This window comes from Allochromatium palmeri (assembly GCF_009720725.1).
GTDB lineage: Bacteria > Pseudomonadota > Gammaproteobacteria > Chromatiales > Chromatiaceae > Thermochromatium > Thermochromatium palmeri.
Genome location: NZ_WNKT01000008.1, coordinates 17540 through 42070, shown reverse-complemented (window position 1 = coordinate 42070; position 24531 = coordinate 17540). Strand labels below are relative to the sequence as shown.

Below are 24531 nucleotides of genomic sequence, written 5' to 3'. Positions count from 1 at the left end.
ATATATCATGGCTATTCGTTTCAACGAGCTTGAGAGCAAGCTCAAGGCCGGACTCGCTCCGGTCTATCTACTGTGCGGCGATGAGCCCTATCAGTTCGGTGAGGCCGCGCGCCTGGTGCGCGAGGCCGCACGCCGTGCCGGATTTGACGAGCGCGAAATCCTCGACGCCGAAGGTCAGTTCCAGTGGAGTGCGCTGGCGGCGACGGCTGATTCGATGTCGCTGTTCTCGTCGCGCCGGCTCATCGAACTGCGCGTGACCAATGGCAAGATCGGCAAGGACGGCAGCGAGGCGATCCGCGCCTATTGCGAGCGTCCCTGTCCGGACAATCGGCTGCTGATCCTGGCCCCTGGCATGGAGCGCAAGGAATTGCAGGCGGCCTGGGCCAAGCGCGTCGAGTCGATCGGGGCCGTGATCCAGGTCTGGCCGCTGAAGGAACGCGAGCTGGAAGCCTGGCTGGCGCAGCGGCTCCAGTCGGTCGGTTTTCAACCGGGTGCGGGTGTAGCGGCGCTGCTGGCCGAGCGTTCCGAGGGCAATCTGCTGGCGGCGGTGCAGGAGGTCGAGAAACTGCGTCTGCTGCACGATCCAGGCCCGCTCGCACTCGACGACCTGCTCGGCAATCTGGCCGACAGCGCCCGGTTCGACCTCTTCGCCCTGACCGATGCGGCGCTGAACGGCGATCGGGCGCGGGTGCAGCGTGTGCTCTCGGTGCTCAGGGCCGAGGGCACGGCCGATGTGCTGGTGCTCTGGGTGCTGGCGCGCGAGCTGCGGATGCTGGCCGAGGCGGCGGGCGCTGTCGCGCGCCGGACCTCGCCTGACGCGATCTATGCCAAGCATCGCGTGCCACGGATGCGGCAGGAGACACTTGGGCGTGCTCTACGGCGGCTGTCATCGGGGCGTTTGCGCGAACTCCTGTCGCAATGCGCCGGCGTCGATCGTGCCATCAAGGGCATCGAGCCGGGCGACTCCTGGCATCGGCTCGCGCTCATCGCCGACGGGCTGAGTGGCGGGCAGGTCTGATGGCTGTGTCGAGTGAGCCACAGGCTCCGGTGCCACCTGGCAAGACGGTGGCACCGGAGACCGATCAACGCTGCTCGTTCTCCAGCGCCTTCTGGGTGATCTCCTGATAGAGCGCGATGGCGCGCATATAGAGCGGCTGGAGATCGGGCCGCTTGTCGACGAAGCGTTTGATGTCCTCAGCGTCGTCCATCACCTGCTTGAGATGAGCGATGTCGCTGTCGTCGAGACAGTCGCCACGCTCGACCTTGGCTTTGATGTCGAGTGCTCGTGGCAGGCGGAATTTCTCGAAACGGTCGATAATGGCGACGATGACGCCATCTTGCGATGAAACCTGGCTCATGCGTGGCTCCGGATGGTTGAAGGCGAGTGGATCGGTTTATTCTAGAGGCTGTCCAGCGCGACGCGCATCCGCTGATCATGCCGGACATGATTCCCAAAGCAAGAAACCGGCCGTTCTAAAGACTCGCCGAGTCGCTGGAAGAACCGAGGCATCGCCCATGGCTTGAGTTGCACCGACGATTGGCGCTCGGTCACGAACGCTGCCAACCATCCTCCGAAATAGTGGGTTTTACATGGACAGGCGTCAGGCATCGACCAAGGTCTCGCTCGCCGAGCGCCTGGCTTTCGAGCGTTTGCTGGGTGATCTATCGGCCCTGTTCGCCAACATCCCGCCCGAGCGGGTCATCACTGAAATCGAAGCGGCCTTGGCGCGCTTGGTGGATTTTCTTGGATTTGATCGCAGTTCATTCGGCGAATTCAGAGACGAAGCGTCCCCGGTCGAGGTGCTCTGCTCGGTGGCGCGCAATGGGATCGAACCCAGTCCACTGGGCGCGGGACCGCCGTTGCCCTGGTATTTCGGCGCGCTGCGTGCCGGCCAGCTGCTCGTGCTGCCCGATCTCCCGACGGATCTGCCGCCTGAGGCCCAGAGCGAGAGCGAATACAGCCGTCAGACCGGATTGCGCTCGAACTTGAGTATCCCGCTGCGGGTCGGTGGGCGTGTCATGGGCGTGATCGCCTTCTCCGCCTTCCATCACACCCGTGACTGGCCGGAGGATCTGATCGTGCGGCTCAAGATCGTTGGCGAGGTGTTTGCCCAGGCGCTGGCGCGTAGCCGTCGCGAGACCGAGCTGGCCGCCGCGCTCGCCGAGATCACGCGCCTCAAGGAGCGGCTGGAAGCGGAGAACAGCTATCTGCGCCAATCCGGATGCGCCCGTCCCGCCCTGGCGCTGGCGAGCCGTTCACCCCGCTTCAATCAGATCCTCGACGAGATCGCTCAGGTGGCCCCAACCAGTGCCACTGTCCTGCTGCTCGGCGAGACGGGCACCGGCAAGGAGGTGCTGGCCGATGCCATCCATGGTCTGAGCAGCCGCCGTGAACGCCCCCTGATCAAGGTCAACTGCGCGGCCCTGCCCATCTCGTTGATCGAGACCGAACTCTTCGGGCGCGAGAAAGGCGCCTATACCGGTGCGCTAGCGCGTCAGCCCGGACGCTTCGAGCTGGCCGATGGCGGTACGCTCTTTCTCGATGAGATCGGTGAACTGCCGCCGGAGCTTCAGACCAAGCTCTTGCGCGTCCTCCAGGACGGAAGCTTCGAGCGCGTCGGCGGTACCCGGACGATCCGGGTCGACGTGCGTCTGATCGCAGCGACCAACCGCCATCTGGCAGACGCCGTTCAGGCGGGCGATTTCCGCGAGGATCTGTTCTATCGCCTGAACGTCTTCCCGATCGCCTTGCCGCCCCTGCGCGAGCGACGCGAGGACATCCCCTGGCTGGCCTGGGAGTTCATCAAACAGTTCAGCGAGTCGATGGGCAAGCCGATCGACCACGTCGCCGAGGACTCAATGCAGGCGCTGCTTGACCATCACTGGCCGGGCAACGTGCGCGAACTGCGCAACCTGATCGAGCGCGCCATGATCCTGGCGCGTGGCCCCACCTTGCATGTGGCGCTCGATCACGCGCTGGCGGCGACTACGCGCCTGACCATGACCGACACACTCGCCGACAACGAGCGCGCTCATATCCTCCAGATCCTGGAGCAGACACGCTGGCGCATCCGTGGAGCGGGCGGCGCGGCGGTGCGACTCGGTCTCAAACCGACGACGCTCGAATCGCGCATGAAGCGGCTGGGACTGAGCCGATCTGGTTGAGGTGGATCGGTGTTTCGTGTGAATTCCGAAATATCGGAGTTTCGATATCCAGTCTGTAGTTCGGAGTCGATTGCGATCTCCTTCAAGGCGCTGATTCAACAGCCGATCTGTCACCCGACCTGAATCGCCGTGTAGTTGGCGAGTTTTTTGCTGATTTCTGCGGAGAATTTCGATATCGCCGGGGAAGGTTCATGCGTCTGACGAAGACCCAGGTTCGCTATGCCGATTATCTCCGCGCCATTGGGGCGGGGCGGCGCGAGTTGAGTTTCAACGCCATCGTCCCATCCGAGGGTCAAGATGCACTTGGCCGTCCGCTGCCCAAGCCCGCGACCCGAACCATCCGGCTGCATCCGGACGAGATCCGGCGTCTGCTCCAGCCCTATGTCTCGGTCCGCTTCCTGGATCAGCTCAAGGCCGTCGTGCCCCTGGCGCTCTATCTGGCGCTCTTCCAGATCCTGATCCTGCGCCAACTGATCGCCGACTCCTGGCTGATCAGCGGTGGTCTGTTCGCGGTGATCCTGGGACTGATGTGCTTCATGGAAGGCTTGAAACTGGGCCTGATGCCCTTCGGCGAGCTGATCGGCCACCGTCTGCCGCGTAAGTCACCGCTACCCTTGGTGCTGTTGATCACCCTGCTGCTCGGCATCGGCGTGACCTTCGCCGAGCCGGCGATCGGCGCGCTCCAGGCCGCCGGGCAGAACGTCTCGCCCGAGCACGCGCCCTATCTCTGGGCGCTGCTCAACACCTGGTCGGGCGCGCTGGTGCTGGTCATCGGCGCCAGCGTCGGACTCGCCGCCGTGCTGGGTACCCTGCGCTTTCTCTATGGCTGGAGCCTCAAGCCCCTGATCTATGCCACGCTGGTCCCGGTGATCGGGCTGACGCTCTATGGCGCGAATGATCCGGAGCTGGCCAAGGTGCTGGGGCTGGCCTGGGATGCCGGAGCCGTGACCACCGGGCCGGTCACGGTGCCCCTGGTGCTGGCGCTCGGCATCGGCATCGCGGCCGCCGCCGGACGAGGCGACTCGGGTCTGTCCGGCTTCGGTATCGTGACCCTGGCCTCGCTCTTTCCCATCATCGGCGTGCTGTTGCTGGTCCTCTACATCGCCGGCACCGTCACGCCGGCGGAGATCCTCGCCACCGCGACCGCAGCGGCAGGCGCCTCGACCGGAGAGCTGGCCTGGTATGCCCGCAGCCCCTGGCTGGAGGTACTGCTGGGCATCCGCGCCATCCTGCCGCTGGTGCTGTTTCTGTTCGTCATCCTTAAGCTGGTGCTCAAGGACGAGCTACCGCATCCGCGCGAGATCTGGCTCGGCATCGCGCTGACGGTGATCGGCATGTGCCTGTTCAACCTGGGTCTGACCTATGGTCTGACGGCCCTGGGCGGGAGTGCTGGCTCCCTGGTCCCGGCAGCCTTCATGGAGATTCCGGGGGCGGAGGGTTCGCCGCTCTATCGCTATGGGGTCGGGCTGACGTTGGCGGTGGTCTTCGCCTGGGTGCTCGGCTTCGGGGCGACGGTCGCCGAGCCGGCCCTCAACGCCTTGGGCGTGACCGCCGAACAACTGACCAACGGTTTCTTCAAGAAGCGCACCCTGATCCTGGCGGTCTCGATCGGGGTCGCTTGCGGGATCGCTCTGGGTCTGACCAAGCTGGTCTTCGATCTGCCGCTGGTGTGGCTGATCGTCCCGCCCTATTTGCTCGCGGCCATCCTGACCCTGGTGTCCTCAGAAGAGTTCGTGAACGTCGCCTGGGACAGCGCCGGCGTCACCACAGGGCCGATCACTGTACCCCTGGTGCTCGCTATGGGGCTGGGGCTGGGCAATGCGACACAGGCCGTCGAGGGCTTCGGCATCCTCTGTCTGGCCTCCATTGGTCCGATCATCAGTGTCCTGCTGACCGGACTCTGGGCACGTCTGCAACTTGGACTGCAAGCGCGCGCCGCCCAACGCGCGCCGATCACTGATCCAGCACTGGAGATCCAGTCACAGCTATGAACGACGACAAGATCATCGATTTGACCGACGTAGCACTCATCACTTGCATCGTCGAGGCCGGACGCGGCGATGCCGTCATCCAGGCCGCCCAGGCGCTGGGGACAGTCGGTGCACTCGTCTACCATGCCCGCGGGATCGGGCCGCGCGAGCGCCTGGGTCTGCTCGGCATCGCGATCGAGGCTGAGAAGGACGTGGTCAGTCTCCTGGTTGCGAGCGACTATCAGGATGTAGTCTTCGAGGCGGTCTACCGGGCCGCCGACCTCGGTCGCCCTGGGGCCGGTCTGGCCTATATCACGCCCATCGAGCGGCTGGCGACCTATATCCCGCGCGAGGTGCTGGAGCGGGTGTCGGGTCCGGAGTCAGCGCCATGAGCGCCGCCGAACCGTCGGTGTCGACTCCGGTCCCCGGAGGCCCGGCCAAGCTCATCTCCTGCATCCTCCCCGATGACGGCCGTGATCGGCGCTTGCTCGCCTGGCTGCGTGACCAGCCGGGCGTGACCCGGGCGAATTCGGTCTACTGCCGCGGTCACTCGGTGCTCCAGGAGACGAGCGCACGTCATGGCCGGCTCCCCGAGCCGACACTGGTGCGACTGCTCAGCCTCGTGGTGGAGACCGCCGAGGCAAACGGGCTCTTCGAGCGCCTCTACGTACAGGCCGACATCGGTCGACCGGGCGGCGGTGCGCTCATGATGACGCCGCTCAGTTTCGCCACCCCCTTCCTGCTTCCCGAGGGTGTCCCCGACGAGCCCGACGAGCTGACGGAGTGACTCCGATATGGCTGTGATCCCGATGCGCGACTGGCTTGGCGACTACCCGCGCGGCTGGCTGCGCCTGGATCTGGTGGCGGGTCTGACCACCGCCGCCGTGGTCATTCCCAAGGCGATGGCCTATGCCACCATCGCCGGATTGCCGGTGGAGGTCGGACTCTACACCGCCTTCGTGCCCCTGGTGATCTACGCCATCCTCGGCACCTCGCGACCGCTCAGCGTCACCACCACCACCACGCTCGCGATCCTCACCGGCACCCAGCTCGCGCTGGTGGTGCCGAACGGCGATCCGGCGGCGCTGCTGACGGCCTCGGCGACGCTCGCGATTCTGGTCGGGGCCATGCTGATCCTGGCGGCGGTCCTGCGGCTCGGGGTCGTCGCCAGCTTCATTTCAGAACCGGTGCTGACCGGATTCAAGGCCGGCATCGGACTGGTCATCATCCTCGATCAGGTGCCCAAGCTGCTCGGGATCCATATCGAGAAGACCGGCTTCCTGCGTGACATCCTCGCGCTCATCGCGCAGCTGCCCGAGACCTCGCTCGCGACCCTGGCCGTCGGTGGCGCTATGCTGGCCATCCTGCTCGGGATTGAGCGTCTGGCCCCGCGCGTTCCGGCGCCGCTGGTCGCGGTCGCGCTCGGCATTGCTGTCTCTGGCCTGCTCGCCTTGCAGGATCAGGGCGTGGCCATCGTCGGCCACATCCCCCAGGGGCTGCCGGCCCTGAGCCTGCCCGATCTGGAGCTGATCGCGCAGCTCTGGCCCGGCGCGCTCGGCATCGCGCTGATGAGCTTCACCGAATCCATCGCCGCCGCGCGCGCCTTTGCAGGGCGGGGCGAGCCCCAGCCGCCGCCGAACCGCGAGCTTGTGGCGACCGGACTCGCCAATGTCGTCGGCGGTCTGTTCGGCGCCATGCCGGGCGGCGGCGGCACCTCGCAGACGGCCGTGAACCGGCGCGCCGGCGCCCGCACCCAGATCGCCGGTCTGGTGACAGCGGCGGCGGCCGTTGCGACCCTGCTCCTGCTGGCCCCACTGATGGGCCTGATGCCGCAGGCGACCCTGGCGGCCGTGGTCATCATCTATTCGATCGGGCTGATCCAGCCGGTCGAGCTCTTCGATATCCTCAAGATCCGGCGCATGGAGTTCCTCTGGGCGCTGGTCGCTTTTGCCGGCGTGGTGGTGCTCGGGACGCTCAAGGGCATCCTGGTGGCCATCATCGTCTCCCTGGTGTCGCTGGCCTATCAGGCCGCGCATCCCCGGCTCTATGTGCTGGGGCGCAAGCCGGGCACGGACATCTTCCGGCCGAGAACGGACGAGCATCCGGAGGACGAGACCGTCTCCGGATTGCTGCTGGTGCGGCCGGAGGGGCGGCTGTTCTTCGCCAATGCGCAGCGGATCGGCGAGCAGCTCTGGCCGCTGATCGAGGCCGCCGAACCGTGCGTGCTGGTGATGGACTTCAGCGCCGTGATCGACATCGAATACTCGGCGCTCAAGATGCTCGTCGAGGGCGAAGAGCGGCTGCGCGCGCGCGGTATCGAACTCTGGCTGGTGGCGCTCAACCCCGAGGTGCTCAGCATGGTTCAGCGCTCCTCACTCGGCGAGACGCTGGGTCGCGAGCGGTTGCTGTTCAATCTCCCGCTGGCCGTCGAGCGGTTTCGCGCTCGGGTCACGGCGTCTGATTGATGCATCCGCCATGCACAGTCTGCGACCTTGAGAGATTCCAATGCCGCAGCAAAACGAAAACGAATTTCCGGTTCCCTGTGGCCTTGCACGAGAGTTCCGAATGATCGTCTTTTCGATGAGCATCTTCGTTCCGTCGTCGCAACACGCCGATCTGGCGCGCACACTGGGCGCCCTGCTCGAACCCGTCCGGGTGGCACCGGGCTGTCTGCGCTGCCAGCTCTATACCGACTTCGATGACCCCAATGGGTTCATGCTGGTGGAGGAATGGGACTCGCAGGCCATGCTGGACCGGCATCTGCGATCCAATGCCTGCAAGACGCTGCTCGCGGCGATCGAGCTCTCCACCCGACCGCCCGTGATCCGCTTCGATGATGTGGCGCGGCGCGCCGGAATCGAGGTCATGGAACGCGCGCGCCATCCGACCAACATTCAGGAGATCCGCCGATGAAGAAGAACAAGACCGCCAAACCGTCCGACGCCGTCGAAGAGGCGGCCATCCAGGAACCCGAGACGCTCAAGAAGCTCAAGACCAAGACCTACGACAAAGAACTGGCCAAGCTCCATGTCGAGCTGGTCAAGCTCCAGGAGTGGGTGCGTCACGCGGGACTCAAGGTCTGCATCGTCTTCGAGGGTCGTGATGGCGCGGGCAAGGGCGGCACCATCAAGGCTATCACCGAGCGGGTCAGTCCGCGCGTCTTCCGCGTGGTGGCGCTGCCGGCGCCAACCGAGCGCGAGAAGACCCAGATCTATATCCAGCGCTACATGCGCCATTTCCCGGCGGCCGGGGAGATCGTCATCTTCGACCGCAGCTGGTACAACCGCGCTGGGGTCGAGCGGGTCATGGGTTTCTGCACCGAGGAGCAGACCGAGCGCTTTCTGAGTCTGGCGCCGATGTTCGAGCGGGCGATGGTCGACTCGGGCCTCATCCTGATCAAATACTGGCTGGAGGTCAGCCCCGAAGAACAGACCCGACGGCTGGAGGCACGCATCGAGGACGGGCGCAAGCTCTGGAAGCTCTCGCCGATGGATCTGCAATCCTACAGCCGCTGGTACGACTATTCGCGGGCGCGCGACGCCATGTTCGCCGCGACCGATACCGAGTTCGCGCCCTGGTTCGTGGCGCGCTCCGACGACAAGAAGCGCGCGCGGCTCAACATCATCCGGCATCTGTTGAGCCGGATCCCTTACGAGGAACTGCCGCGCGAGCGCATCGTCCTGCCCAAGCGTCAGAAACCGCACGGGTATCGCGAGCCTGACTATCCGTTCAAGTTCATCCCTGAAACGGCCTGATCGATATGACGGACTCTTTACACCTTCTGCATCCAGAAGCGATCCATCATCTGCCCCCCTTCGTCACGGCACCGGGGGAGACGGATGTGCTGTTCGTGGTCATGGGTATTTTCGTACTACTGGCCGTCATCGGCATCGGCCTGTTCTATTTCAAGCTCCATGCGCTACCGGAGCAGTTGGCGCATCGCGGCCAGAAGATCCAGTTCCAGCTCGTCGCCGTGCTGGGTCTGCTGGCGCTCTTCACCCACAACCACGCCTTCTGGATCGCCGGACTGCTGCTGGCCCTGGTGCCGCTGCCCGATTTCACCACGCCGCTCGGCTCGATCGCGCGCTCGCTGGAGCGGTTGGCCGATGGGGTGTCGCCGGCGTCCGCGCCGCCGCCTGAACCCAGCACGCCCCATCGAGCCGCCGCGACGCCGGCGCACGCCGGCACGTCCGCTCGGGAGGCGCCGCCAAGCGCTGCCGACCATTCAGCCGAGCCGAAGGAGGATTGAGCCATGCTGGAACTCTTTCTGTGCTCGATGCTGACGATCTTTCCCGATTTCCTCTTTCGCCGCTTCGTCCAGGGCAAGCGGCTCGGACATGAGATCAATCTGTTCTCGGTCTGGTTCGAGCTGCGCTGGGGGATCACGCTGTGCCTGATTCTGACCCTGAGCCTGATCACGACCATCTTCTATTTCCATCCCTCGACTAAGGCCGCGACCTCGGTGTTCCGCACCGTGACCGTGCTGCCGGAACGCAGCGGACGGGTGGCCGAGACCTATGTCGACATCAATCAGCGGGTGAAGGCCGGTCAGCCGCTGTTCCGGCTCGACAGCACTGAACAGGAAGCCGCCGTCGAAACCGCGCGGCGCAAGATCGCCGAGATCGAGGCGGCAATGATCGTCGCCCAGTCGCAACTGGCGGAAGCCGACGGGCGCATCGTCCAGGCGCGCGGCGGACTCCAGCAGGCTCTCGATGAGTTCAGGGCACGCGCCGAGGTACAGAAGCGCAGTCCTGGGTCGGTCGCCGAACGCGATGTCGAGCGGGTGCGGGTACAGGTCGAGACCCAGCAGGGTGCGCTCGATGCCGCCCTGGCGAGCCGCCAGTCGGTAGTCGCGGAGATCGAATTCAAGCTCCCGGCGCAGAAGGCCAGCGCCGAGGCCGCGCTGCGCGAAGCGCAGATCGAACTCGACAAGAGCCTGGTCGTAGCCGGAACCGATGGCCTCGTGCAGCAGTTTGCGCTGCGTCCGGGCGACGTGGTCAATCCCATGCTGCGGCCTGCCGGCATCCTGGTGCCGGAACGCAAAGTCACGGGCCTGATGGCCGGTTTCGGCCAGATCGAGGCGTCGGTGCTCAAAGTTGGTATGATCGGCGAGGTCACCTGTGTCGCCAAGCCCTGGCAGATCGTTCCGATGGTTGTGACTGAGGTCCAGGACGTCATCGCTACCGGTCAGGTCCGGCCCACCGACCAACTGCTCGAAGTCCAGCAAATCGCGCGTCCCGGTACCCTCACGGTCATCATGGAGCCGCTCTATAAAGGCCAGCTCGACGACCTGCCACAGGGCGGTATCTGTATTGCCAACGCCTATACCAACAACCACGAAGCACTCGCGGATCCGGATATCGGCACGCTGCGCTGGCTTGGTCTACACGCCATCGACGCCGTCGGTATCGTGCATGCCATGATCCTGCGTATCCAGGCACTGCTGCTGCCGATCAAGACGCTGGTGCTGAGTGGGCATTGAGAGAGCACGGTTGGCGGCCGGCCTGCCGGTTGCCAGATGTCAATATGAAACAATCAGGAGAGACAATGGTATGAAATCCATCGATCCACGTCCGGTCCTGCTCTTGCTGGCCGGTCTGACGCTCTCGGGCGCTGCGCTGGCCGAGAAGCCACAGGAGGCCGCCGCGGCGAATGAGGACTCGACACCCCTGATCGATCCCGCCGCCATGCAGGCGCTGGAACGCATGGGCGCCTATCTGCGCGGGCTGCAATCCTTCAGCGTGAAGGCCGAGGATACGCTCGACGAGGTGCTGGAGTCGGGCCAGAAGATCCAGCTCACCAAGACGGTTGAGATCCAGGCGCGCCGTCCCGATCGACTGCGTGCTGACGTCGAGACCGATCGCAAGGCGCGCGAACTCTATTACGACGGTCGGAATTTCACCCTCGTGGCCCCGGAGAGCCGCTACTACACCACCATCGCCGCTCCGGCCACGATCCGCGAGACGCTCGAATATCTTCAGGCCAAGTATGACGTCGAGTTTCCGCTCGCCGATCTCTTCCTCTGGGGCGAGTCGGGTGATAACTCAGGCGCGATCCAGGAGGCGATGCGGGTCGGCGCCAGCCGCATCGCCGGCCAGTTGGCCGATCACTATGCGTTCCGCCAGACCGATGTCGACTGGCAAATCTGGATCGCCCAAGGCGAGGCGCCCCTGCCGCTGCGCTATGTGATCACGAGCAAGGATGTCGAGGGCGAGCCGCAGTTCACGGCCAATCTGAGCTGGGACACCGCAGCCAAGCCGGACGAGGCCGTGTTCAGTTTCACGCCCACCAAGGACGACCATCCCATCGCCATCCTCGCGACGGATGACGCCCCGGCCACACCCTAACCCGAGAGCCTGCCCATGCAATCGCATATCCAACGATTCGTCCCGATCGCCGTGATCGCCTCTCTGGCGACCGGCCTGAGCCTGATCAGCCTGGAGACCGAGGCGCGCGGCGGTGTTCATGCCTCTGCGCGGGTCTCAGTTCATGGTGGCGGTGGCGGCGCACGTCCGCGTCCGCCGGCCGGTCGCCCTCCTGCTGGTGGCGGCGGCATGGCTCGTCCTCCCGCCGGCGGTCCGCCTCCTGGCGGTGGGCGCCCACCCGCTCCCGGCTATCGTCCGCCGCCACCTCCGGGTAACGCTTGGGCGCATCCGGTCGCCGCCGGGGTCGCGATCGCTACCACCGCCGCTGTGGTCGGCTCCATCATCTATTCGCTGCCGCCGTCCTGCAGCACGGTCTCAGTCAACGGACTCACCTATCAGCAATGCGGCTCGACCTGGTATCGACCGCAATATGTCGGGACCAGTGTCCAATATGTGGTCGTAACCTCACCCTATTGATTCGTCCCTGTACTCTTACACGCAGGGCGGCATCGCCTTCGATGCGGCCCTGCCGGTGACGAATCCGCAACTCGAGACCTCCAACCTGCTGCTGGCCTATGCGCGCGTGCTCGACCTCTGGGGCCGATCGGGCAAGTTCGATGTCATCCTGCCCTATAGCGGGCTGTCTGGTTCGGCGGACTACGCAGGTCAAGCGATGGAGCGTGTCGTCGATGGTTTCGCCGACCCATGGCCGTGATCTTCGTGGGGGCCACTATAGTATCCGCGAGGGACGCCGGATGCCCAGCCGGCTCATTGCAGATAACGCGAAGCCGCGCTCACCAGATCCTCGCGCTCGGGCAAATCCGCTGGCACGATGGTCAGCGGCAAAGCGACCACACGCCGCCCCTGGGCATTGCGCAGTTCCAGGAACTCGATGCGGCGCGCCGACGGATCATCGGGTGCGCGCTGGATGTTCATGGGATCCAGAACGAACGCAATCGGCTCGGCCCAAAGCTGGGCCGGTGCATCCGCCAGCAATTCGCCGACGATGCCCAGATGCGCCTGCAAGACATCCTGATTCGCTCCCAGCGCCCCCAGTTGCGCCGTGATGGCGTCCAGTTCCGCCACAAGCGCCGCCGGATCCTGCGCACCCTCTGCGGCCGGCTCGAAGCTCCAGCCACCGCGCTCCAGCGCTTTGAGCTTGCGGCGCAGCAGGTCGCGCTGCCGGGCCAGGTCAACCCGCTCGATCTTGGTCGCGGCGATGCGGTTCAGGGCCAGGGTCAGGAGATGATCGAAGGCGCGGCGTTTCCACAGACGCCGGCTCTCGGACTCGCTCGTCGTCGGGTCGAGCAGCCGGTGGGCTGTGAAATTGACCGTGACCTGCGGCACGTCGCGCCGGACCTGATCGCCCACCAGATCCAGTCCCAGGATATTGCGTTCCACGGGCTCGCTCATCAGCAGCGCTGTGACCTGCCCGGCGCCCGTGCCCTCTGAACCGGTCAGGAAACGCGTCAAGGCCGGATCGCGCGCGAGGATCTCCAGCATGTCGCCCGCCGAGGAAAAGACCGTCGACAGGCGCGGCTCGGTTCCATGCTGGCGAGCGCGCGCCGGCAGCGGCGCCTGGATGGCGTCGACCAGCGCGATCACATGATCGATCGCCGTGATGACCGGCGCGCGTAACCGCTTGCGATAACCCGGCAGCAGCCGCAAGCGCGAATCCGTGCCATCGATCGCACGCTCGATAGCCATCTCGATGAGTGAATCCGGATAGTGCTGGCGTGTCTCGCGGCCAAAGATCGATTGAAAGAGCTTCATGTTTCACATCTCCAGTCGATCGTCATCTGGTGGCCAATCGGTGAGACCGAGACTCTCAGCGTCGCGAGAGCAGAAGCAGATCATCGCCGCGCTGGATGCGCAGACTATACAGCCCCTTGGAGGCACGCAGAACTTTGACGATGTCGCGCGGATCGCCGAGATGTTGGCCATTGATCTGGATCAGACGATCGCCCTCACGCAACCCGGCGAGCCAGGCTGGACTCTCGGGATCGACGGTCCCCACGGGGATGGCCGGGACACCAGAGGCCGTGTCCAGTTCGCCGAACAGGGCACCGGCGAGCGCCGGCGACAGGCGCTCGCCTGGAATGTAATGGCGATAGGGATCGTCGACGCGCCCGGTCAGTCGACGTGGTTTGCCGTCGCGCAGGATATCGAGTCTGACCGACTCGCCGACCCGTAGCAGTCCAAACTGATTGCGCAGATCCGAGGAACCCCGCACCGGCTTGTCGTTGAGCTTGAGGATGACATCGCCGGCACGCAGACCCGCTTCGTCAGCCGCCGAGCCCTTGTTCACGGTCGTGATCAGCGCGCCATCGCGATGATTCATCCCCAGGGCACCGGCCAGTTCATCGGTCAGATCCTGCACCGCGACTCCAAACAGACCGCGCCGCACCGCGCCGAACTCGACGAGCTGTTCCAGGATGGCGCGTGCCATGTTGGCCGGAATCGCAAAGCCGATGCCGATGTTGCCGCCGCCGGGGGCGAGGATGGCCGTATTCATGCCGACCAGCTCGCCGTTCAGGTTCACCAGCGGGCCACCCGAGTTGCCGGGATTGATCGAGGCATCGGTCTGGATGAAGTTCTCATAGCCCTCGATGCCCAGCCCCGTGCGGCCCAGACCGCTGACGATGCCGGAGGTCACGGTCTGGCGCAGTCCGAACGGATTGCCGATGGCGACCACGAAGTCGCCGACGCGCAGCCGGTCGGAGTCGGCGAAGGGCAGGGCGCTCAACTCCTGGGCCGGGATGCGCAGCACGGCGACATCGGTCTCAGGATCGCTGCCGATCAGGGTCGCCTCCAGGGTGCGTCCGTCGTGGAGCGTTACCCGGATCGTCTCGGCTTTGGCGATGACGTGATGATTGGAGAGCACCAGTCCGCGCTTGGCGTCGACGATGATGCCCGAGCCGAGACTGCTGTTCTCGCGCTGCCGTTGCCGGCTGGGGATGTCGAAGAAGTGCCGAAAAAAGGGATCACGCAGCAGCGGATGCTCGGCCGTCTCGATGCGGGTGACGGTCGAGATGTTGACCACGGCGGGCAGGGCGCGCTCCAACATGGGCGCGAGTGTCGGCAGCGGCTGGCCGTCGACGCTCGGCGGCAGCGCGGCCCGCGCGGCGAGCGTGATACACAGGAGTAAGGGGAAGAGCACGCCGTAACGCAAGAGTCTGCTGGATGACATGGATCGATCAGAATATTTGCGATTGAATCATCGAAAAAATAACGAGTTGCGCCGATTGGCGCAACCCCTGATCGAGCCGCTGTCGCTCAGCCGTGTGAACAGCCCGGCGTCGACAACTGTCGATACTCCGAACAGCGTCTGGGAGTCGGCACGCCCTTGCCCGGATTGAGCAGGCTGAGCGGGTCGAAGGCGTCTTTGACGGCATGGAACTGGCGCAATTCCTCAGGCGTGAACTGGACGCACATCTGATTGATCTTCTCGATGCCCACGCCATGCTCGCCGGTGATGGTGCCGCCGACCTCGACGCATAGCTCCAGCAGACGTCCGCCCAGTTCTTCGGTGCGTTCCAGCTCGCCGGGTTGGTTGGCATCGAACAGGATCAGTGGATGCAGGTTGCCGTCACCGGCATGGAAGACATTGGCTACGCGCAGTCCGTATTCCTGCGACAGCTCGGCGGTGCGTCGTAGCACCTCGGGCAGGGCGCGACGCGGGATGGTGCCGTCCATGCAGTAGTAGTCCGGCGAGATGCGACCGACGGCGGGAAAGGCCGCTTTACGCCCCTGCCAGAAGCGTAGCCGCTCGGCTTCATTCTGCGATGTCCGCACCTCGGTGGCGCCGCTGTCGAGCAGCAGTGCGCGCACCTGCATGACCTGTTCGGAGACTTCCTGGTTGGTGCCGTCGAGTTCGCACAGCAGGATCGCCGCCGCGTCGGTCGGATAACCGGCGTGGACGAAGTCCTCGGCGGCCTGGATCGCCGGACCGTCCATCATCTCCAGCCCGGCCGGGATGATGCCGGCGGCGATGATGTCGCCGACCGCCCGTCCGGCGCGTTCTACATCGTCGAAGGCCGCCAGCAGTGCCTGGGCGCGTTCCGGGATCGGCAGGAGCTTGACCCGCACCTCGACCGTCACGCCCAGCATCCCCTCCGAGCCGACGAAGAGCGCGAGCAGGTCATAGCCGGCTGAGTCGAGCGCCGCCGAGCCGAGTTCGATCAGCTCGCCGTCCATCGTGACAAAGGTGGCGGCGAGCACATTGTGGACCGTGAGTCCGTACTTGAGACAGTGCACCCCGCCTGAATTTTCGGCCACATTGCCGCCGATGGTGCAGGCGATCTGGCTCGATGGGTCCGGGGCATAGTAAAGCCCATGCGGACGCGCCGCCTCGCTGATGGCCAGATTGCGCACGCCGGGCTGGACGCGTGCGGTGCGTCCGACCGGGTCGAGTTCCAGGATCTGGTTGAAGCGCGCCAGACTGAGCAGGAGTCCGTCGGGAAGGGGTAGGGCGCCGCCCGAGAGTCCGGTCCCGGCGCCGCGCGCCACCACCGGGATTCGGCGTTCATGACAGAGTCGCAGGATGCGCTGGACTTCCGCGACTGTGCGCGGCAGCACCACCAGCAGCGGCAGTTGGCGATAGGCCGAGAGACCGTCGCACTCGTAGGGGCGAACCTCCTCCTCGCGTTCCAGAACCGCCTCGTCGGGCAGAAAGGTCCGAAGCTCGGCGACCAGCGCCGCACGCCTGGTCCTGAGATCCGGGTCGTCGAAGGCTACTCGGGTGGGTTGGATCAGGCTCATCGGGTCGCCTCCGCCGGCGTGGTTGGCGCTAAAGATGTTATCGGTGTCCTGGCCGCGAACAGTCCTACTGATTGGCGCCTGATCGAAGCGTCTTCAAGCCTCGACCGCGCACGTCCCGATCACGACCCCGAGGATATGCACATCATCGCCTTGTGGCTCATAGAGCACACGCAATCCCTGAACGCCGTACTCGCGCATCCCCTCGCCTTGACCCAGCACACGTCGCTGATCGACCGTTGGTCGGATGAGCCGCCGTTCGGCCCCCTGAAAGACCTGCTCGACCAGCCGCCGCGCCTGGATGGCCGAGTCGCGGGCAAGGAAGGCGGCGATGGCCTCAATGTCATCGAGCGCCGCGCGCGACCAGATCAGCTCTCCAGCCATCGATCCAGCCGTTGCTTGGCTTCGTTGTTGAGATAACCGCGTCCCTGGGCGATGTCCTCGCGTCCGCGCTCGGCCTTCTCCATCACATAGAGGTGATACTGGATGTCTTCCAGGGTGCAGTCGTCGGGCAATTGGCGCAGCAGCTCGGTCACGGCCTGCTTGGCGCTGCGCGTGGTTGGAGTCCGCGTCGTCGTTACAGAGGCGGGCGGAGGCGTGGGAGCGCGAACACCAAGGCGAACGTCGTCGGGAATGTCCATACCTAAAAAAACCCCAGGATCTCGAATCGTGAAGCGCGTGAGTCAGCCCAACCGTTTCAGCCGCCCGTGACCGGCGGGAAGAAGGCGACTTCCTGTCCATCCTGGATCGGCGTCTCGGGTCGTGCCAGTTCCTGGTCGACCGCCGCCAGCACGGTTTCCTGGGCGCCGAGCGCCTCGGCCCAAACGCCGCCCCGCGCCGTCAGAGACTGGCGCAAGTCCGCGATGGTTACGCCGTGTACATCTGCGTCCCATTCGAGGCGTTCCTCGCTGGTAGCGAGTTGCTCGCGCAGACGGGCGAAATAGCGTATCCGGATCATCGTGCCCCCCGAATCAGTGCAGCAGTTCGCTGAATGGCAGGAACTCGACCGGATCGCCACGCTCGACGACCCGCCCCGGCTGGAGCTGGACCAGGCCATCGGCCCAGGCGACCGAGGACAGCACCGCCGATGAGCGGCTGGGATAGACCGCGACCTCCAGTTCACCATCGGCTCCGCGTTCCAGGCGCGCACGCTGGAATTCGAGCCGCTTATCCGGGCGCGGCCAGTCGAAACCGGCGCGGATCTGAAGTGGGCGCACATCCAGCGCATCCGCCATCCCCTGCAGCCGCCGGATCAGCGGTCGCGCGAACAGCACGGCAGTGACGAGCAGCGAGACCGGATTGCCGGGACAGCCGAGGAAGGCGGTGCCCTCAATCAAGCCGAAGGCCAGCGGCTTGCCGGGCCGGATCTTGACCTGATGCAGTTCGAGCCGACCGAGTCGCTCGACAGCGGGCTTAATGTGATCCTCCTCGCCGACCGAGACCCCGCCGCTGGCGATAATCAGATCCGCCTCGCGTGCGCCACGGGCCATCGCCGCGACGGTCGATTCGAGGTCATCGGCGACGATCCCGAGATCCACCACTTCACAGCCCCAGGCCTGCAACAGCCCCATGAGCATGAAACGGTTGGAATTATAGATCTGACCGGGTCCAAGCGGCTGACCGGGCAACACCAGCTCGTCGCCACTGGAGAGCATCGCCACGCGCAGTCGCCGACGCACGACGAGCCGTGCCACGCCGACCGAGGCCGCCAGCCCCAGATGCGCCGGCGTCAACCGCGTACCGGCGGCGATGACCTCGGCACCGGCGCGGATGTCCTCGCCTGCGCGGCGAACGTTGGCGCCGGCCTTGATGTCGAGCGGAATCTGCACCTGTCCGTCGGACGCTTCGCAGACCTCCTGCACGACCACGGTATCAGCGCCCTCGGGCACGGGCGCGCCGGTGAAGATTCGTGCCGCCGTGCCGGGCGCAAGCGGCTCACCGACTGCACCGGCCGGGATGCGCTGAGCGACCGGCAGCCGACCGTCATGTGCGGCCAGATCGGCGTGCCGGATGGCGTACCCGTCCATGGCGCTGTTGTCCCAGCCGGGCACGTCGATGGTGCTCATGACCGGCTCGGCCAGCACGCGCCCGAGGGCGGCTTCGAGCGCCAGGGTCTCGGTGCCGTCGATGGGTGAGACGCGCGCCGTCAGAAAGGCGACGGCCTCGTCTCTGGTCAGAGTCTTCCCACCGGCGGGTGCCGGTGCGCAGTCGTTGGGTTGAGCCATCATCGTTCGAGCAGACGCGGAATGAGTTGAGCGAAATTGCAGGGCCGGGTGCGGATGTCGAGTTGCGGCTGGAGGATGCGATCCCAGGCCGTGCGACAGGCGCCGGTCGAGCCGGGCAGACAGAAGACGAAAGTGCCGTTGGCCAGCCCGCCGAGCGCGCGCGACTGGAGCGTCGAGGCGCCGATCTCCTCGAACGAGATCTGCCGGAACAGCTCGCCGAAGCCCTCGACCTGCTTGTCGAGCAGGGGCGCGATGGCCTCGGGCGTGCTGTCACGTCCGGTCACGCCGGTTCCGCCCGTGCTCAGGATCACCTCGATCTCGGGATCGGCAATCCAGCGTGAGAAGACCGCGCGCAACTGGTAGACATCGTCGCGGACGATCTCGCGCGCGACGACTGCGTGTCCAGCCGCCTCGGCCCGTTCGCGCAACAACCGGCCGGAGGTATCGCCGGCTTCATCGCGACTGTCTGAGACGGTCAGGATTGCCAGTCGCAGCGGCCGGAATGGCTGCTCGGTGAAATGCGCGCTCATAGTGAATCCCTCGATGGTGATCAGCGCAGTTGGCTGATGTCGCGCACCGCGCCATTGGCCGCGCTGGTAGTCATGGCCGCATAGGCTTTGAGCGCGCTCGACACCACGCGCTGACGCGACACCGGCTGCCAGGCGTTCGGCCCCTTGGCGTCCATCGCCTGACGGCGCGTGGCGAGCTGATCCTCGCTGACCGCGAGCTGGATGCGCCGATTGGGAATGTCGATCTCGATGCGGTCGCCGTCCTCGACCAGGCCGATGACGCCGCCCTCAGCCGCTTCGGGCGAGACGTGGCCGATGGACAGCCCCGAGGTGCCGCCCGAGAAGCGCCCGTCGGTGATGAGCGCGCAGACCTTGCCCAGTCCCTTGGACTTGAGATAGCTGGTCGGGTAGAGCATCTCCTGCATCCCCGGACCGCCCTTGGGGCCTTCATAGCGAATGACGACGATGTCGCCGGGCTGGATGCGGTCGGTCAGGATCGCGGAGACCGCGTCTTCCTGGCTCTCGAAGATCCGCGCCGGGCCGCTGAAGCTCAGGATCTCGGCATCGACGCCGGCGGTCTTGACGATACAGCCGTCCTCGGCCAGATTGCCGAATAGCACCGCCAGCCCTCCGTCCTGGCTGTAGGCATGTTCGCGATCGCGGATACAGCCGGCGGCGCGATCCAGGTCCAGCTCGGGCCACTGGGCGTCCTGACTGAACGCGACCTGAGTCGGGATACCACCGGGCGCGGCGCGGAAGCGTTCGTGGGCGTCGCTGTCCTGACTGCGACCGATGTCCCAGCGCGCCAGCGCGTCACCCAGGGTCGGACTATGCACGGTATAGGTGTCGGTGTGGAGCAGTCCGGCGCGCTCCAGCTCGCCGAGGATGGAGAGCACGCCGCCGGCGCGGTGCACGTCCTCCATGTGGTACTTCTGCGTAGCCGGGGCGACCTTGCACAGATTCGGCACCTTGCGGCTCAGACGGTCGATGTCGGTCATGGTGAAATCGACCTCGGCCTCGCGCGCGGCGGCCAGCAGATGCAGCACAGTATTGGTCGAGCCGCCCATGGCAATGTCGAGACTCATGGCATTCTCGAAGGCGGCGAAGTTGGCGATCGAACGCGGCAGCACGCGCGCATCGTCTTCTGCGTAGTAGCGGCGCGTCAGCTCCACGATCAGCCGCCCGGCTTCGAGGAACAGCTCGCGGCGCTTGGCATGGGTGGCCAGCAGCGAGCCGTTGCCGGGCAGACTCAGACCCAGCGCCTCGGTCAGACAGTTCATCGAATTGGCGGTGAACATGCCCGAGCAGGAGCCGCAGGTCGGACAGGCCGAGCGCTCGATCTGGGCGACGTCGGCGTCGCTCTCGTTGGGATTGGCGGCGGCGATCATGGCATCGACCAGATCCAGATGGACCTCGCCCTCGGCGCGCTGCACCTTGCCCGCTTCCATCGGTCCGCCCGAAACGAACACGGCTGGGATGTTCAGCCGCAGCGCCGCCATCAGCATGCCGGGCGTGATCTTGTCGCAGTTGGAGATGCAGACCAGGGCATCGGCGCAATGGGCATTGACCATGTATTCGACCGAGTCGGCGATGATCTCGCGTGAGGGCAGCGAGTAGAGCATGCCGTTGTGACCCATGGCGATGCCGTCGTCGATGGCGATGGTGTTGAACTCCTTGGCCACGCCGCCGGCGGCCTCGATCTCGCGTGCGACCAGTTGGCCCAGATCCTTCAGATGCACATGGCCGGGGACGAATTGGGTGAAGGAGTTGACGACGGCGATGATGGGTTTGTCGAAATCGGCGTCGGTCATGCCGGTGGCGCGCCACAGGGCGCGCGCGCCGGCCATGTTGCGGCCATGGGTGCTGGTTCTGGAGCGATACTGGGGCATGAGCTGAGTTGACCTCGGGACTGATCGAAGTCGCTCAGTATATCGCTGCTGACCGCAATCCTTGAACACTTTGGGGGCGTGATCATCGCGAGGGCTTGACAATTTTTGAGTCGGCCAAGGTAATATCCCGTTCGAGGCGTGCAACACGCCCCACCAGGAGCCGAGCCAGTCCGCATCATGACCCCAAAGATCTCGCTGCGCACCTATACCTTCATCGACTCGCTGCAACCGCAGCTGGCCGCCTATATCGCCACGGTATCCCAGGGCTTTCTGCCGGTTCCCGGTGATGCCTGCCTGTGGCTCGAAGTCTCGCCCGGCATGGCCGTGCATCGCCTCACCGACACGGCCCTGAAAGCCACTCGGGTGCACCTGGCCCAGCAAGTGGTGGAGCGCGCCTACGGCTCCATGGTCATCCACCAACGCGACCAGAGCGATGTCATCGAAGCCGGCCGCCTCATCCTCAACAGCATGCAGGCCCAGCAGGGCGACCGCCAACCCTGCCGAGTGCAGTGGTCGGAGATCATCCGCGGCATGACGCCGGACCACACAGTTCTGATCAACCGCCAGGAGCGACGCGGCTCCATGATCCTGCCGGGCCAGAGTATGTTCATCCTGGAAACCGAGCCGGCCGGCTATATCACCTATGCGGCTAACCAGGCCGAGAAGGCGGCCCGCATCACGCTGATCGATGTCAAAGCCATCGGCGCCTTTGGTCGCCTGACCCTGGCCGGCAGCGAGACCGATATCGACGAAGCGGCCGCCGCCGCCATCGCGGCCGTAGCGAGTCCGCGTGGCACGCATTAGGCGCGCGGAGAGCTGGAGGGATAGAAAGCCATGCACCGCAATGAGTTGCTGAGCCTGCTGGCGGCTTATGAGACCCAGGTCATGACCGAGGCCGGCTACCTCGAGCGCATGAAAAGCTTCGTGCACGCCCACGAGGACTGCTTTCACTCGGAACTGCTGCCCGGCCATGTCACCGGCTCTGCCTGGGTGGTGAACCCAGACCGTGACCGCGTGCTGATGCTGCATCACAAGAAGCACTCGCAGTGGTTCCAGCCGGGTGGACACGCTGACTGCGATGCCGACATCCGCCGCGTCGCCCTGCGCGAGACCCACGAAGAGACCGGCATCGCACCCGAGCAGATCCGCTTGCTCAGCGAGGGTATTTTCGACATCGACATCCACACTATACCGGCCAGCCAACATGGCCCGCGCCATATCCACTACGATGTGCGTTTTCTGATCGAGATCGACGACCAGCTGCCTATCCCCGGCAACGATGAGTCCCACGATGTCATCTGGGTTCCGCTACATCTGGTGCCGCGCTACAACAACAACCTCTCCACCCATCGCATGGTGGAAAAGACCCGCCACCTGAAGAATCCGCATCGTCAGTAGGCGGGTGCGAGTAGCGCCGCGTCACAACAGGATCGCGAGCGCGTGTGGCCGATCAGCGATCTCAGTGCGCGATCAGGAATTCCAGCAGCGCCTTTTGGGCATGGAGCCGGTTCTCGGCCTCGTCCCAGACTACTGAGCGCGGGCCGTCGATGACCGAGGCCGCAACTTCTTCGCCGCGATGGGCGGGCAGGCAATGCATGAAGATGGCGTCGGCACTGGCCTGATCCATGATGGCGTCCGTGACCTGATAGCTGGCAAAGGCGGCTTTGCGCCGCTCCTGCTCTTCTTCCTGGCCCATGCTGGCCCAGACGTCGGTAGCAATCAGATGCGCGCCCTCGGCGGCCTCGCGCGGATCGCGCAGCAGGGAGCAGCGCCCGCCGCAAGCGTCCAGCAGATCAGCATCCGGTTCGAAGCCCTCGGGGCAGGCGACACGCAGTTCAAAATCGAACAATTGCGCCGCTTCCATAAAGGAGTGGCACATGTTGTTGCCATCGCCGATCCAGACCACACGCTTGCCCTGGATGTCGCCGCGATGCTCATGGAAGGTCTGGAGATCGGCCAGCATCTGGCACGGATGACAGCGATCAGTGAGACCGTTGATCACAGGCACGCGCGAATGCGCGGCGAACACTTCCACCGTCGCCTGCTCGAAGGTGCGGATCATGACCGCATCGACCATGCGCGAGATGACGCGCGCGCTGTCCTCGATCGGCTCACCGCGCCCGAGCTGGGTGTCGCGCGGTGAGAGAAAGAGCGCATGTCCGCCGAGCTGCGTCATGCCGGCCTCGAAGGAGACGCGGGTGCGGGTCGAGGATTTTTCGAAGATCATCGCCAGCGTCCGGCCCGCCAGTGGCTTGACGTCCTGACCGGCCGCGCGCTGCTGCTTGAGTTCGGTCGCGCGCGCGATCAGGGCGCGGGCCTCGTCGCGGCTCAGATCGAGCAATGTGAGAAAGTGCCGGCAGTCTGTCTGTTGATTGGCCATCGGGGAGGTCTCTCGCGGGGTCGTCTTCAGGCGTCGCCCAAAAAGCCTTGGATGAGTCCGGTGAGCGTGCCGACCAGTGCGTCGACCTGATCGCGATCGATGATCAGCGGCGGCAGCAGCCGGATCACCCGCTCGGCGGTGACATTGATCAGGAGTCCGGCTTCGAGCGCCTGGCCGACGAGTTCGCCACAGGGACGGTCGAGTTCGATGCCGACCATGAGGCCACAGCCACGGATCTCGACCACGCCACGGGTCTCGCTCAGCGCCGTGCGCAGTGACTCCTGCAGATAGGCGCCCTGAGTTTCGGCGTTCTCGATCAGGCCGTCGGCGATGAGCGTCTCCAGCACCGCGCGGCCGGCACGACAGGCGAGCGGATTGCCGCCGAAGGTCGAACCGTGCGAGCCGGGCGAGAACACCTCAGCCGCCGCGCCGCGTGCCAGACAGGCGCCGATCGGCACGCCATTGCCCAGCCCCTTGGCGAGCGTGACCACGTCGGGCTGGATGCCCGCGTGCTCGAAGGCGAACAGGCGCCCGGTGCGGCCGATGCCGGTCTGGATCTCGTCGAGCATCAGCAGCCAGTCTGAGCGATCACAGATCTCCCGCAGGCGGGCTAGATAGTCCGCGCTTGGGACGCGGATACCGCCTTCGCCCTGGATCGGCTCGATCAGGATGGCGACGATGTTGGGCCGGTTGACGGCGGCGGTCTCGATCGCGTCCAGGTCGTCATAGGGCACGCGCACGAAGCCCTGCACCAGCGGCTCGAAACCGGCCTGAACCTTGCGGTTGCCGGTGGCCGAGAGCGTGGCCAGGGTGCGGCCGTGGAAGCTGTTCTCGGCGACCAGGATCGCCGGGTTCTCGATGCCGCGCCGATGGGCATGGAGCCGCGCCAGCTTGATTGCCGCCTCATTGGCTTCCGCGCCCGAGTTGGCGAAGAAGACGCGATCCATCCCGGCCTGCTCGGTCAGAAGCGCGCCCAGGCGTTCCTGCTCGACGATGCCGTAGAGGTTAGAGGTATGGACCAGCCGACCGGCCTGCTCGCACAGTGCATCGCGCACAGCCGGATGCGCATGGCCGAGTCCGCAGACAGCGATCCCGGAGAGCGCATCCAGATAGCGCGTGCCGTTGTTGTCCCAGAGCCAGACGCCTTCACCCCGTTCAAAGGTCACGGGCAGGCGATTATAGGTGGCCATCAAGGGTTCGCTCATGGCGCAAAGACCCCGATCAAGCGTTCAGGATGAAAATAAAAAAGGCGGTTACCCCGCACGGGAAA

General features: G+C 65.4%; 27 protein-coding genes. 15 read left to right on the top strand and 12 right to left on the bottom strand.

Annotated elements, in window-relative coordinates:
* Positions 1-7: 7 nt before the first annotated feature.
* The gene (gene holA / locus GJ668_RS05785) at positions 8-1018 is read left to right on the top strand and encodes a DNA polymerase III subunit delta (protein ID WP_155449200.1); all 1011 of its coding nucleotides are present in this window, start codon (positions 8-10) and stop codon (positions 1016-1018) included.
* Positions 1019-1082: 64 nt separating this feature from the next.
* Here the strand turns inward: holA and GJ668_RS05780 are convergent, their stop codons facing one another.
* Positions 1083-1358 (bottom strand): hypothetical protein, encoded by a 276-nt coding sequence (locus GJ668_RS05780; protein ID WP_155449199.1) that lies wholly within the window; start codon positions 1356-1358, stop codon positions 1083-1085.
* 232 nt (positions 1359-1590) lie between these two features.
* Here GJ668_RS05780 and GJ668_RS05775 point away from each other — a divergent pair, with 232 nt between their 5' ends.
* The 12 genes from GJ668_RS05775 (at position 1591) to GJ668_RS05720 (ending at position 12215) form a co-directional block, all read left to right on the top strand.
* Positions 1591-3165, top strand: coding sequence for a sigma 54-interacting transcriptional regulator (locus tag GJ668_RS05775; RefSeq protein WP_155449198.1), 1575 nt, complete (start codon positions 1591-1593; stop codon positions 3163-3165).
* A 191-nt stretch (positions 3166-3356) separates the two neighbouring features.
* On the top strand, positions 3357-5156 hold the full coding sequence (locus GJ668_RS05770; protein WP_155449197.1) for a DUF1538 domain-containing protein: 1800 nt from the start codon (positions 3357-3359) through the stop codon (positions 5154-5156).
* Complete coding sequence (locus GJ668_RS05765) at positions 5153-5527, top strand: P-II family nitrogen regulator (RefSeq protein WP_155449196.1); 375 nt, start codon at positions 5153-5155, stop codon at positions 5525-5527. Before GJ668_RS05770 ends, GJ668_RS05765 begins: the two co-directional genes overlap by 4 nt.
* A gap of 17 nt (positions 5528-5544) precedes the next feature.
* Positions 5545-5922 (top strand): hypothetical protein, encoded by a 378-nt coding sequence (locus tag GJ668_RS05760; RefSeq protein WP_343032181.1) that lies wholly within the window; start codon positions 5545-5547, stop codon positions 5920-5922.
* Between the two features lie 7 nt (positions 5923-5929).
* Positions 5930-7600, top strand: a complete 1671-nt coding sequence (locus GJ668_RS05755) for a SulP family inorganic anion transporter (protein ID WP_155449194.1) — start codon at positions 5930-5932, stop codon at positions 7598-7600.
* A 40-nt stretch (positions 7601-7640) separates the two neighbouring features.
* Positions 7641-8048 carry an antibiotic biosynthesis monooxygenase gene (locus GJ668_RS05750; protein ID WP_155449193.1) on the top strand — a complete coding sequence of 136 codons (408 nt, stop codon included), beginning with the start codon at positions 7641-7643 and terminating at the stop codon, positions 8046-8048.
* Positions 8045-8890 (top strand): polyphosphate kinase 2, encoded by an 846-nt coding sequence (gene ppk2 / locus GJ668_RS05745; protein WP_155449192.1) that lies wholly within the window; start codon positions 8045-8047, stop codon positions 8888-8890. The genes GJ668_RS05750 and ppk2 overlap by 4 nt, the downstream gene beginning before the upstream one ends.
* 5 nt (positions 8891-8895) lie before the next feature.
* Positions 8896-9384, top strand: coding sequence for a hypothetical protein (locus GJ668_RS05740; protein ID WP_155449191.1), 489 nt, complete (start codon positions 8896-8898; stop codon positions 9382-9384).
* 3 nt (positions 9385-9387) lie between these two features.
* Complete coding sequence (locus tag GJ668_RS05735; RefSeq protein ID WP_155449190.1) at positions 9388-10617, top strand: HlyD family secretion protein; 1230 nt, start codon at positions 9388-9390, stop codon at positions 10615-10617.
* A gap of 70 nt (positions 10618-10687) precedes the next feature.
* A complete protein-coding gene (locus GJ668_RS05730; protein ID WP_155449189.1) occupies positions 10688-11482 on the top strand; it encodes a DUF2092 domain-containing protein in 795 nt (264 codons plus the stop codon).
* A 15-nt stretch (positions 11483-11497) separates the two neighbouring features.
* Positions 11498-11977, top strand: a complete 480-nt coding sequence (locus tag GJ668_RS20520) for a hypothetical protein (protein ID WP_186342911.1) — start codon at positions 11498-11500, stop codon at positions 11975-11977.
* Between the two features lie 55 nt (positions 11978-12032).
* On the top strand, positions 12033-12215 hold the full coding sequence (locus GJ668_RS05720; RefSeq protein WP_155449188.1) for a hypothetical protein: 183 nt from the start codon (positions 12033-12035) through the stop codon (positions 12213-12215).
* Between the two features lie 53 nt (positions 12216-12268).
* Here the strand turns inward: GJ668_RS05720 and GJ668_RS05715 are convergent, their stop codons facing one another.
* From GJ668_RS05715 to ilvD, 9 genes are all read right to left on the bottom strand, one after another.
* Positions 12269-13273, bottom strand: a complete 1005-nt coding sequence (locus GJ668_RS05715) for a hypothetical protein (protein WP_155449187.1) — start codon at positions 13271-13273, stop codon at positions 12269-12271.
* Between the two features lie 55 nt (positions 13274-13328).
* On the bottom strand, positions 13329-14690 hold the full coding sequence (locus GJ668_RS05710) for a DegQ family serine endoprotease (RefSeq protein ID WP_155449186.1): 1362 nt from the start codon (positions 14688-14690) through the stop codon (positions 13329-13331).
* Positions 14691-14776: 86 nt separating this feature from the next.
* The gene (locus GJ668_RS05705) at positions 14777-16261 is read right to left on the bottom strand and encodes an FAD-linked oxidase C-terminal domain-containing protein (protein ID WP_155449185.1); all 1485 of its coding nucleotides are present in this window, start codon (positions 16259-16261) and stop codon (positions 14777-14779) included.
* Positions 16262-16354: 93 nt separating this feature from the next.
* The gene (locus tag GJ668_RS05700) at positions 16355-16642 is read right to left on the bottom strand and encodes a type II toxin-antitoxin system RelE/ParE family toxin (RefSeq protein WP_155449184.1); all 288 of its coding nucleotides are present in this window, start codon (positions 16640-16642) and stop codon (positions 16355-16357) included.
* Positions 16627-16899 (bottom strand): hypothetical protein, encoded by a 273-nt coding sequence (locus GJ668_RS05695; protein WP_155449183.1) that lies wholly within the window; start codon positions 16897-16899, stop codon positions 16627-16629. Before GJ668_RS05695 ends, GJ668_RS05700 begins: the two co-directional genes overlap by 16 nt.
* A gap of 56 nt (positions 16900-16955) precedes the next feature.
* On the bottom strand, positions 16956-17216 hold the full coding sequence (gene moaD, locus GJ668_RS05690; RefSeq protein WP_155449182.1) for a molybdopterin converting factor subunit 1: 261 nt from the start codon (positions 17214-17216) through the stop codon (positions 16956-16958).
* A 13-nt stretch (positions 17217-17229) separates the two neighbouring features.
* Entirely contained in the window at positions 17230-18483 is a 1254-nt protein-coding gene (locus GJ668_RS05685) for a molybdopterin molybdotransferase MoeA (RefSeq protein ID WP_425482475.1), read from the bottom strand.
* Complete coding sequence (gene moaB / locus GJ668_RS05680; RefSeq protein WP_155449180.1) at positions 18483-19013, bottom strand: molybdenum cofactor biosynthesis protein B; 531 nt, start codon at positions 19011-19013, stop codon at positions 18483-18485. The genes GJ668_RS05685 and moaB overlap by 1 nt, the downstream gene beginning before the upstream one ends.
* Positions 19014-19033: 20 nt before the next feature.
* Complete coding sequence (gene ilvD / locus GJ668_RS05675) at positions 19034-20881, bottom strand: dihydroxy-acid dehydratase (protein ID WP_155449179.1); 1848 nt, start codon at positions 20879-20881, stop codon at positions 19034-19036.
* 177 nt (positions 20882-21058) lie between these two features.
* Between ilvD and GJ668_RS05670 the strand changes: the two genes are divergently transcribed.
* The gene (locus GJ668_RS05670; protein ID WP_155449178.1) at positions 21059-21685 is read left to right on the top strand and encodes a hypothetical protein; all 627 of its coding nucleotides are present in this window, start codon (positions 21059-21061) and stop codon (positions 21683-21685) included.
* Positions 21686-21715: 30 nt separating this feature from the next.
* Entirely contained in the window at positions 21716-22279 is a 564-nt protein-coding gene (locus tag GJ668_RS05665) for an NUDIX hydrolase (protein ID WP_155449177.1), read from the top strand.
* Positions 22280-22340: 61 nt separating this feature from the next.
* Here GJ668_RS05665 and argF read toward each other — a convergent pair whose 3' ends face one another.
* Both argF and GJ668_RS05655 read right to left on the bottom strand, forming a co-directional pair.
* The gene (argF, locus tag GJ668_RS05660; RefSeq protein WP_155449176.1) at positions 22341-23261 is read right to left on the bottom strand and encodes an ornithine carbamoyltransferase; all 921 of its coding nucleotides are present in this window, start codon (positions 23259-23261) and stop codon (positions 22341-22343) included.
* Between the two features lie 26 nt (positions 23262-23287).
* On the bottom strand, positions 23288-24466 hold the full coding sequence (locus GJ668_RS05655; protein ID WP_155449175.1) for an aspartate aminotransferase family protein: 1179 nt from the start codon (positions 24464-24466) through the stop codon (positions 23288-23290).
* Between the last annotated feature and the right edge of the window lie 65 nt (positions 24467-24531).

Bases quoted from the DNA above. Each gene is read 5' to 3' on its own strand.
- GJ668_RS05710 (WP_155449186.1), bottom strand. From the start codon at position 14,690: ATGTCATCCAGCAGACTCTTGCGTTACGGCGTGCTCTTCCCCTTACTC.
- holA (WP_155449200.1), top strand. From the start codon at position 8: ATGGCTATTCGTTTCAACGAGCTTGAGAGCAAGCTCAAGGCCGGACTC.
- GJ668_RS05665 (WP_155449177.1), top strand. From the start codon at position 21,716: ATGCACCGCAATGAGTTGCTGAGCCTGCTGGCGGCTTATGAGACCCAG.
- GJ668_RS05750 (WP_155449193.1), top strand. From the start codon at position 7,641: ATGCCGCAGCAAAACGAAAACGAATTTCCGGTTCCCTGTGGCCTTGCA.
- GJ668_RS05735 (WP_155449190.1), top strand. From the start codon at position 9,388: ATGCTGGAACTCTTTCTGTGCTCGATGCTGACGATCTTTCCCGATTTC.
- GJ668_RS05755 (WP_155449194.1), top strand. From the start codon at position 5,930: ATGGCTGTGATCCCGATGCGCGACTGGCTTGGCGACTACCCGCGCGGC.
- GJ668_RS05700 (WP_155449184.1), bottom strand. From the start codon at position 16,642: ATGGCTGGAGAGCTGATCTGGTCGCGCGCGGCGCTCGATGACATTGAG.
- GJ668_RS20520 (WP_186342911.1), top strand. From the start codon at position 11,498: ATGCAATCGCATATCCAACGATTCGTCCCGATCGCCGTGATCGCCTCT.
- GJ668_RS05695 (WP_155449183.1), bottom strand. From the start codon at position 16,899: ATGGACATTCCCGACGACGTTCGCCTTGGTGTTCGCGCTCCCACGCCT.
- moaD (WP_155449182.1), bottom strand. From the start codon at position 17,216: ATGATCCGGATACGCTATTTCGCCCGTCTGCGCGAGCAACTCGCTACC.
- moaB (WP_155449180.1), bottom strand. From the start codon at position 19,013: ATGAGCGCGCATTTCACCGAGCAGCCATTCCGGCCGCTGCGACTGGCA.
- GJ668_RS05655 (WP_155449175.1), bottom strand. From the start codon at position 24,466: ATGAGCGAACCCTTGATGGCCACCTATAATCGCCTGCCCGTGACCTTT.
- GJ668_RS05775 (WP_155449198.1), top strand. From the start codon at position 1,591: ATGGACAGGCGTCAGGCATCGACCAAGGTCTCGCTCGCCGAGCGCCTG.
- GJ668_RS05770 (WP_155449197.1), top strand. From the start codon at position 3,357: ATGCGTCTGACGAAGACCCAGGTTCGCTATGCCGATTATCTCCGCGCC.
- GJ668_RS05705 (WP_155449185.1), bottom strand. From the start codon at position 16,261: ATGAGCCTGATCCAACCCACCCGAGTAGCCTTCGACGACCCGGATCTC.
- GJ668_RS05780 (WP_155449199.1), bottom strand. From the start codon at position 1,358: ATGAGCCAGGTTTCATCGCAAGATGGCGTCATCGTCGCCATTATCGAC.
- GJ668_RS05765 (WP_155449196.1), top strand. From the start codon at position 5,153: ATGAACGACGACAAGATCATCGATTTGACCGACGTAGCACTCATCACT.
- GJ668_RS05670 (WP_155449178.1), top strand. From the start codon at position 21,059: ATGACCCCAAAGATCTCGCTGCGCACCTATACCTTCATCGACTCGCTG.
- GJ668_RS05740 (WP_155449191.1), top strand. From the start codon at position 8,896: ATGACGGACTCTTTACACCTTCTGCATCCAGAAGCGATCCATCATCTG.
- ppk2 (WP_155449192.1), top strand. From the start codon at position 8,045: ATGAAGAAGAACAAGACCGCCAAACCGTCCGACGCCGTCGAAGAGGCG.
- GJ668_RS05685 (WP_425482475.1), bottom strand. From the start codon at position 18,483: ATGGCTCAACCCAACGACTGCGCACCGGCACCCGCCGGTGGGAAGACT.
- GJ668_RS05715 (WP_155449187.1), bottom strand. From the start codon at position 13,273: ATGAAGCTCTTTCAATCGATCTTTGGCCGCGAGACACGCCAGCACTAT.
- GJ668_RS05730 (WP_155449189.1), top strand. From the start codon at position 10,688: ATGAAATCCATCGATCCACGTCCGGTCCTGCTCTTGCTGGCCGGTCTG.
- ilvD (WP_155449179.1), bottom strand. From the start codon at position 20,881: ATGCCCCAGTATCGCTCCAGAACCAGCACCCATGGCCGCAACATGGCC.
- argF (WP_155449176.1), bottom strand. From the start codon at position 23,261: ATGGCCAATCAACAGACAGACTGCCGGCACTTTCTCACATTGCTCGAT.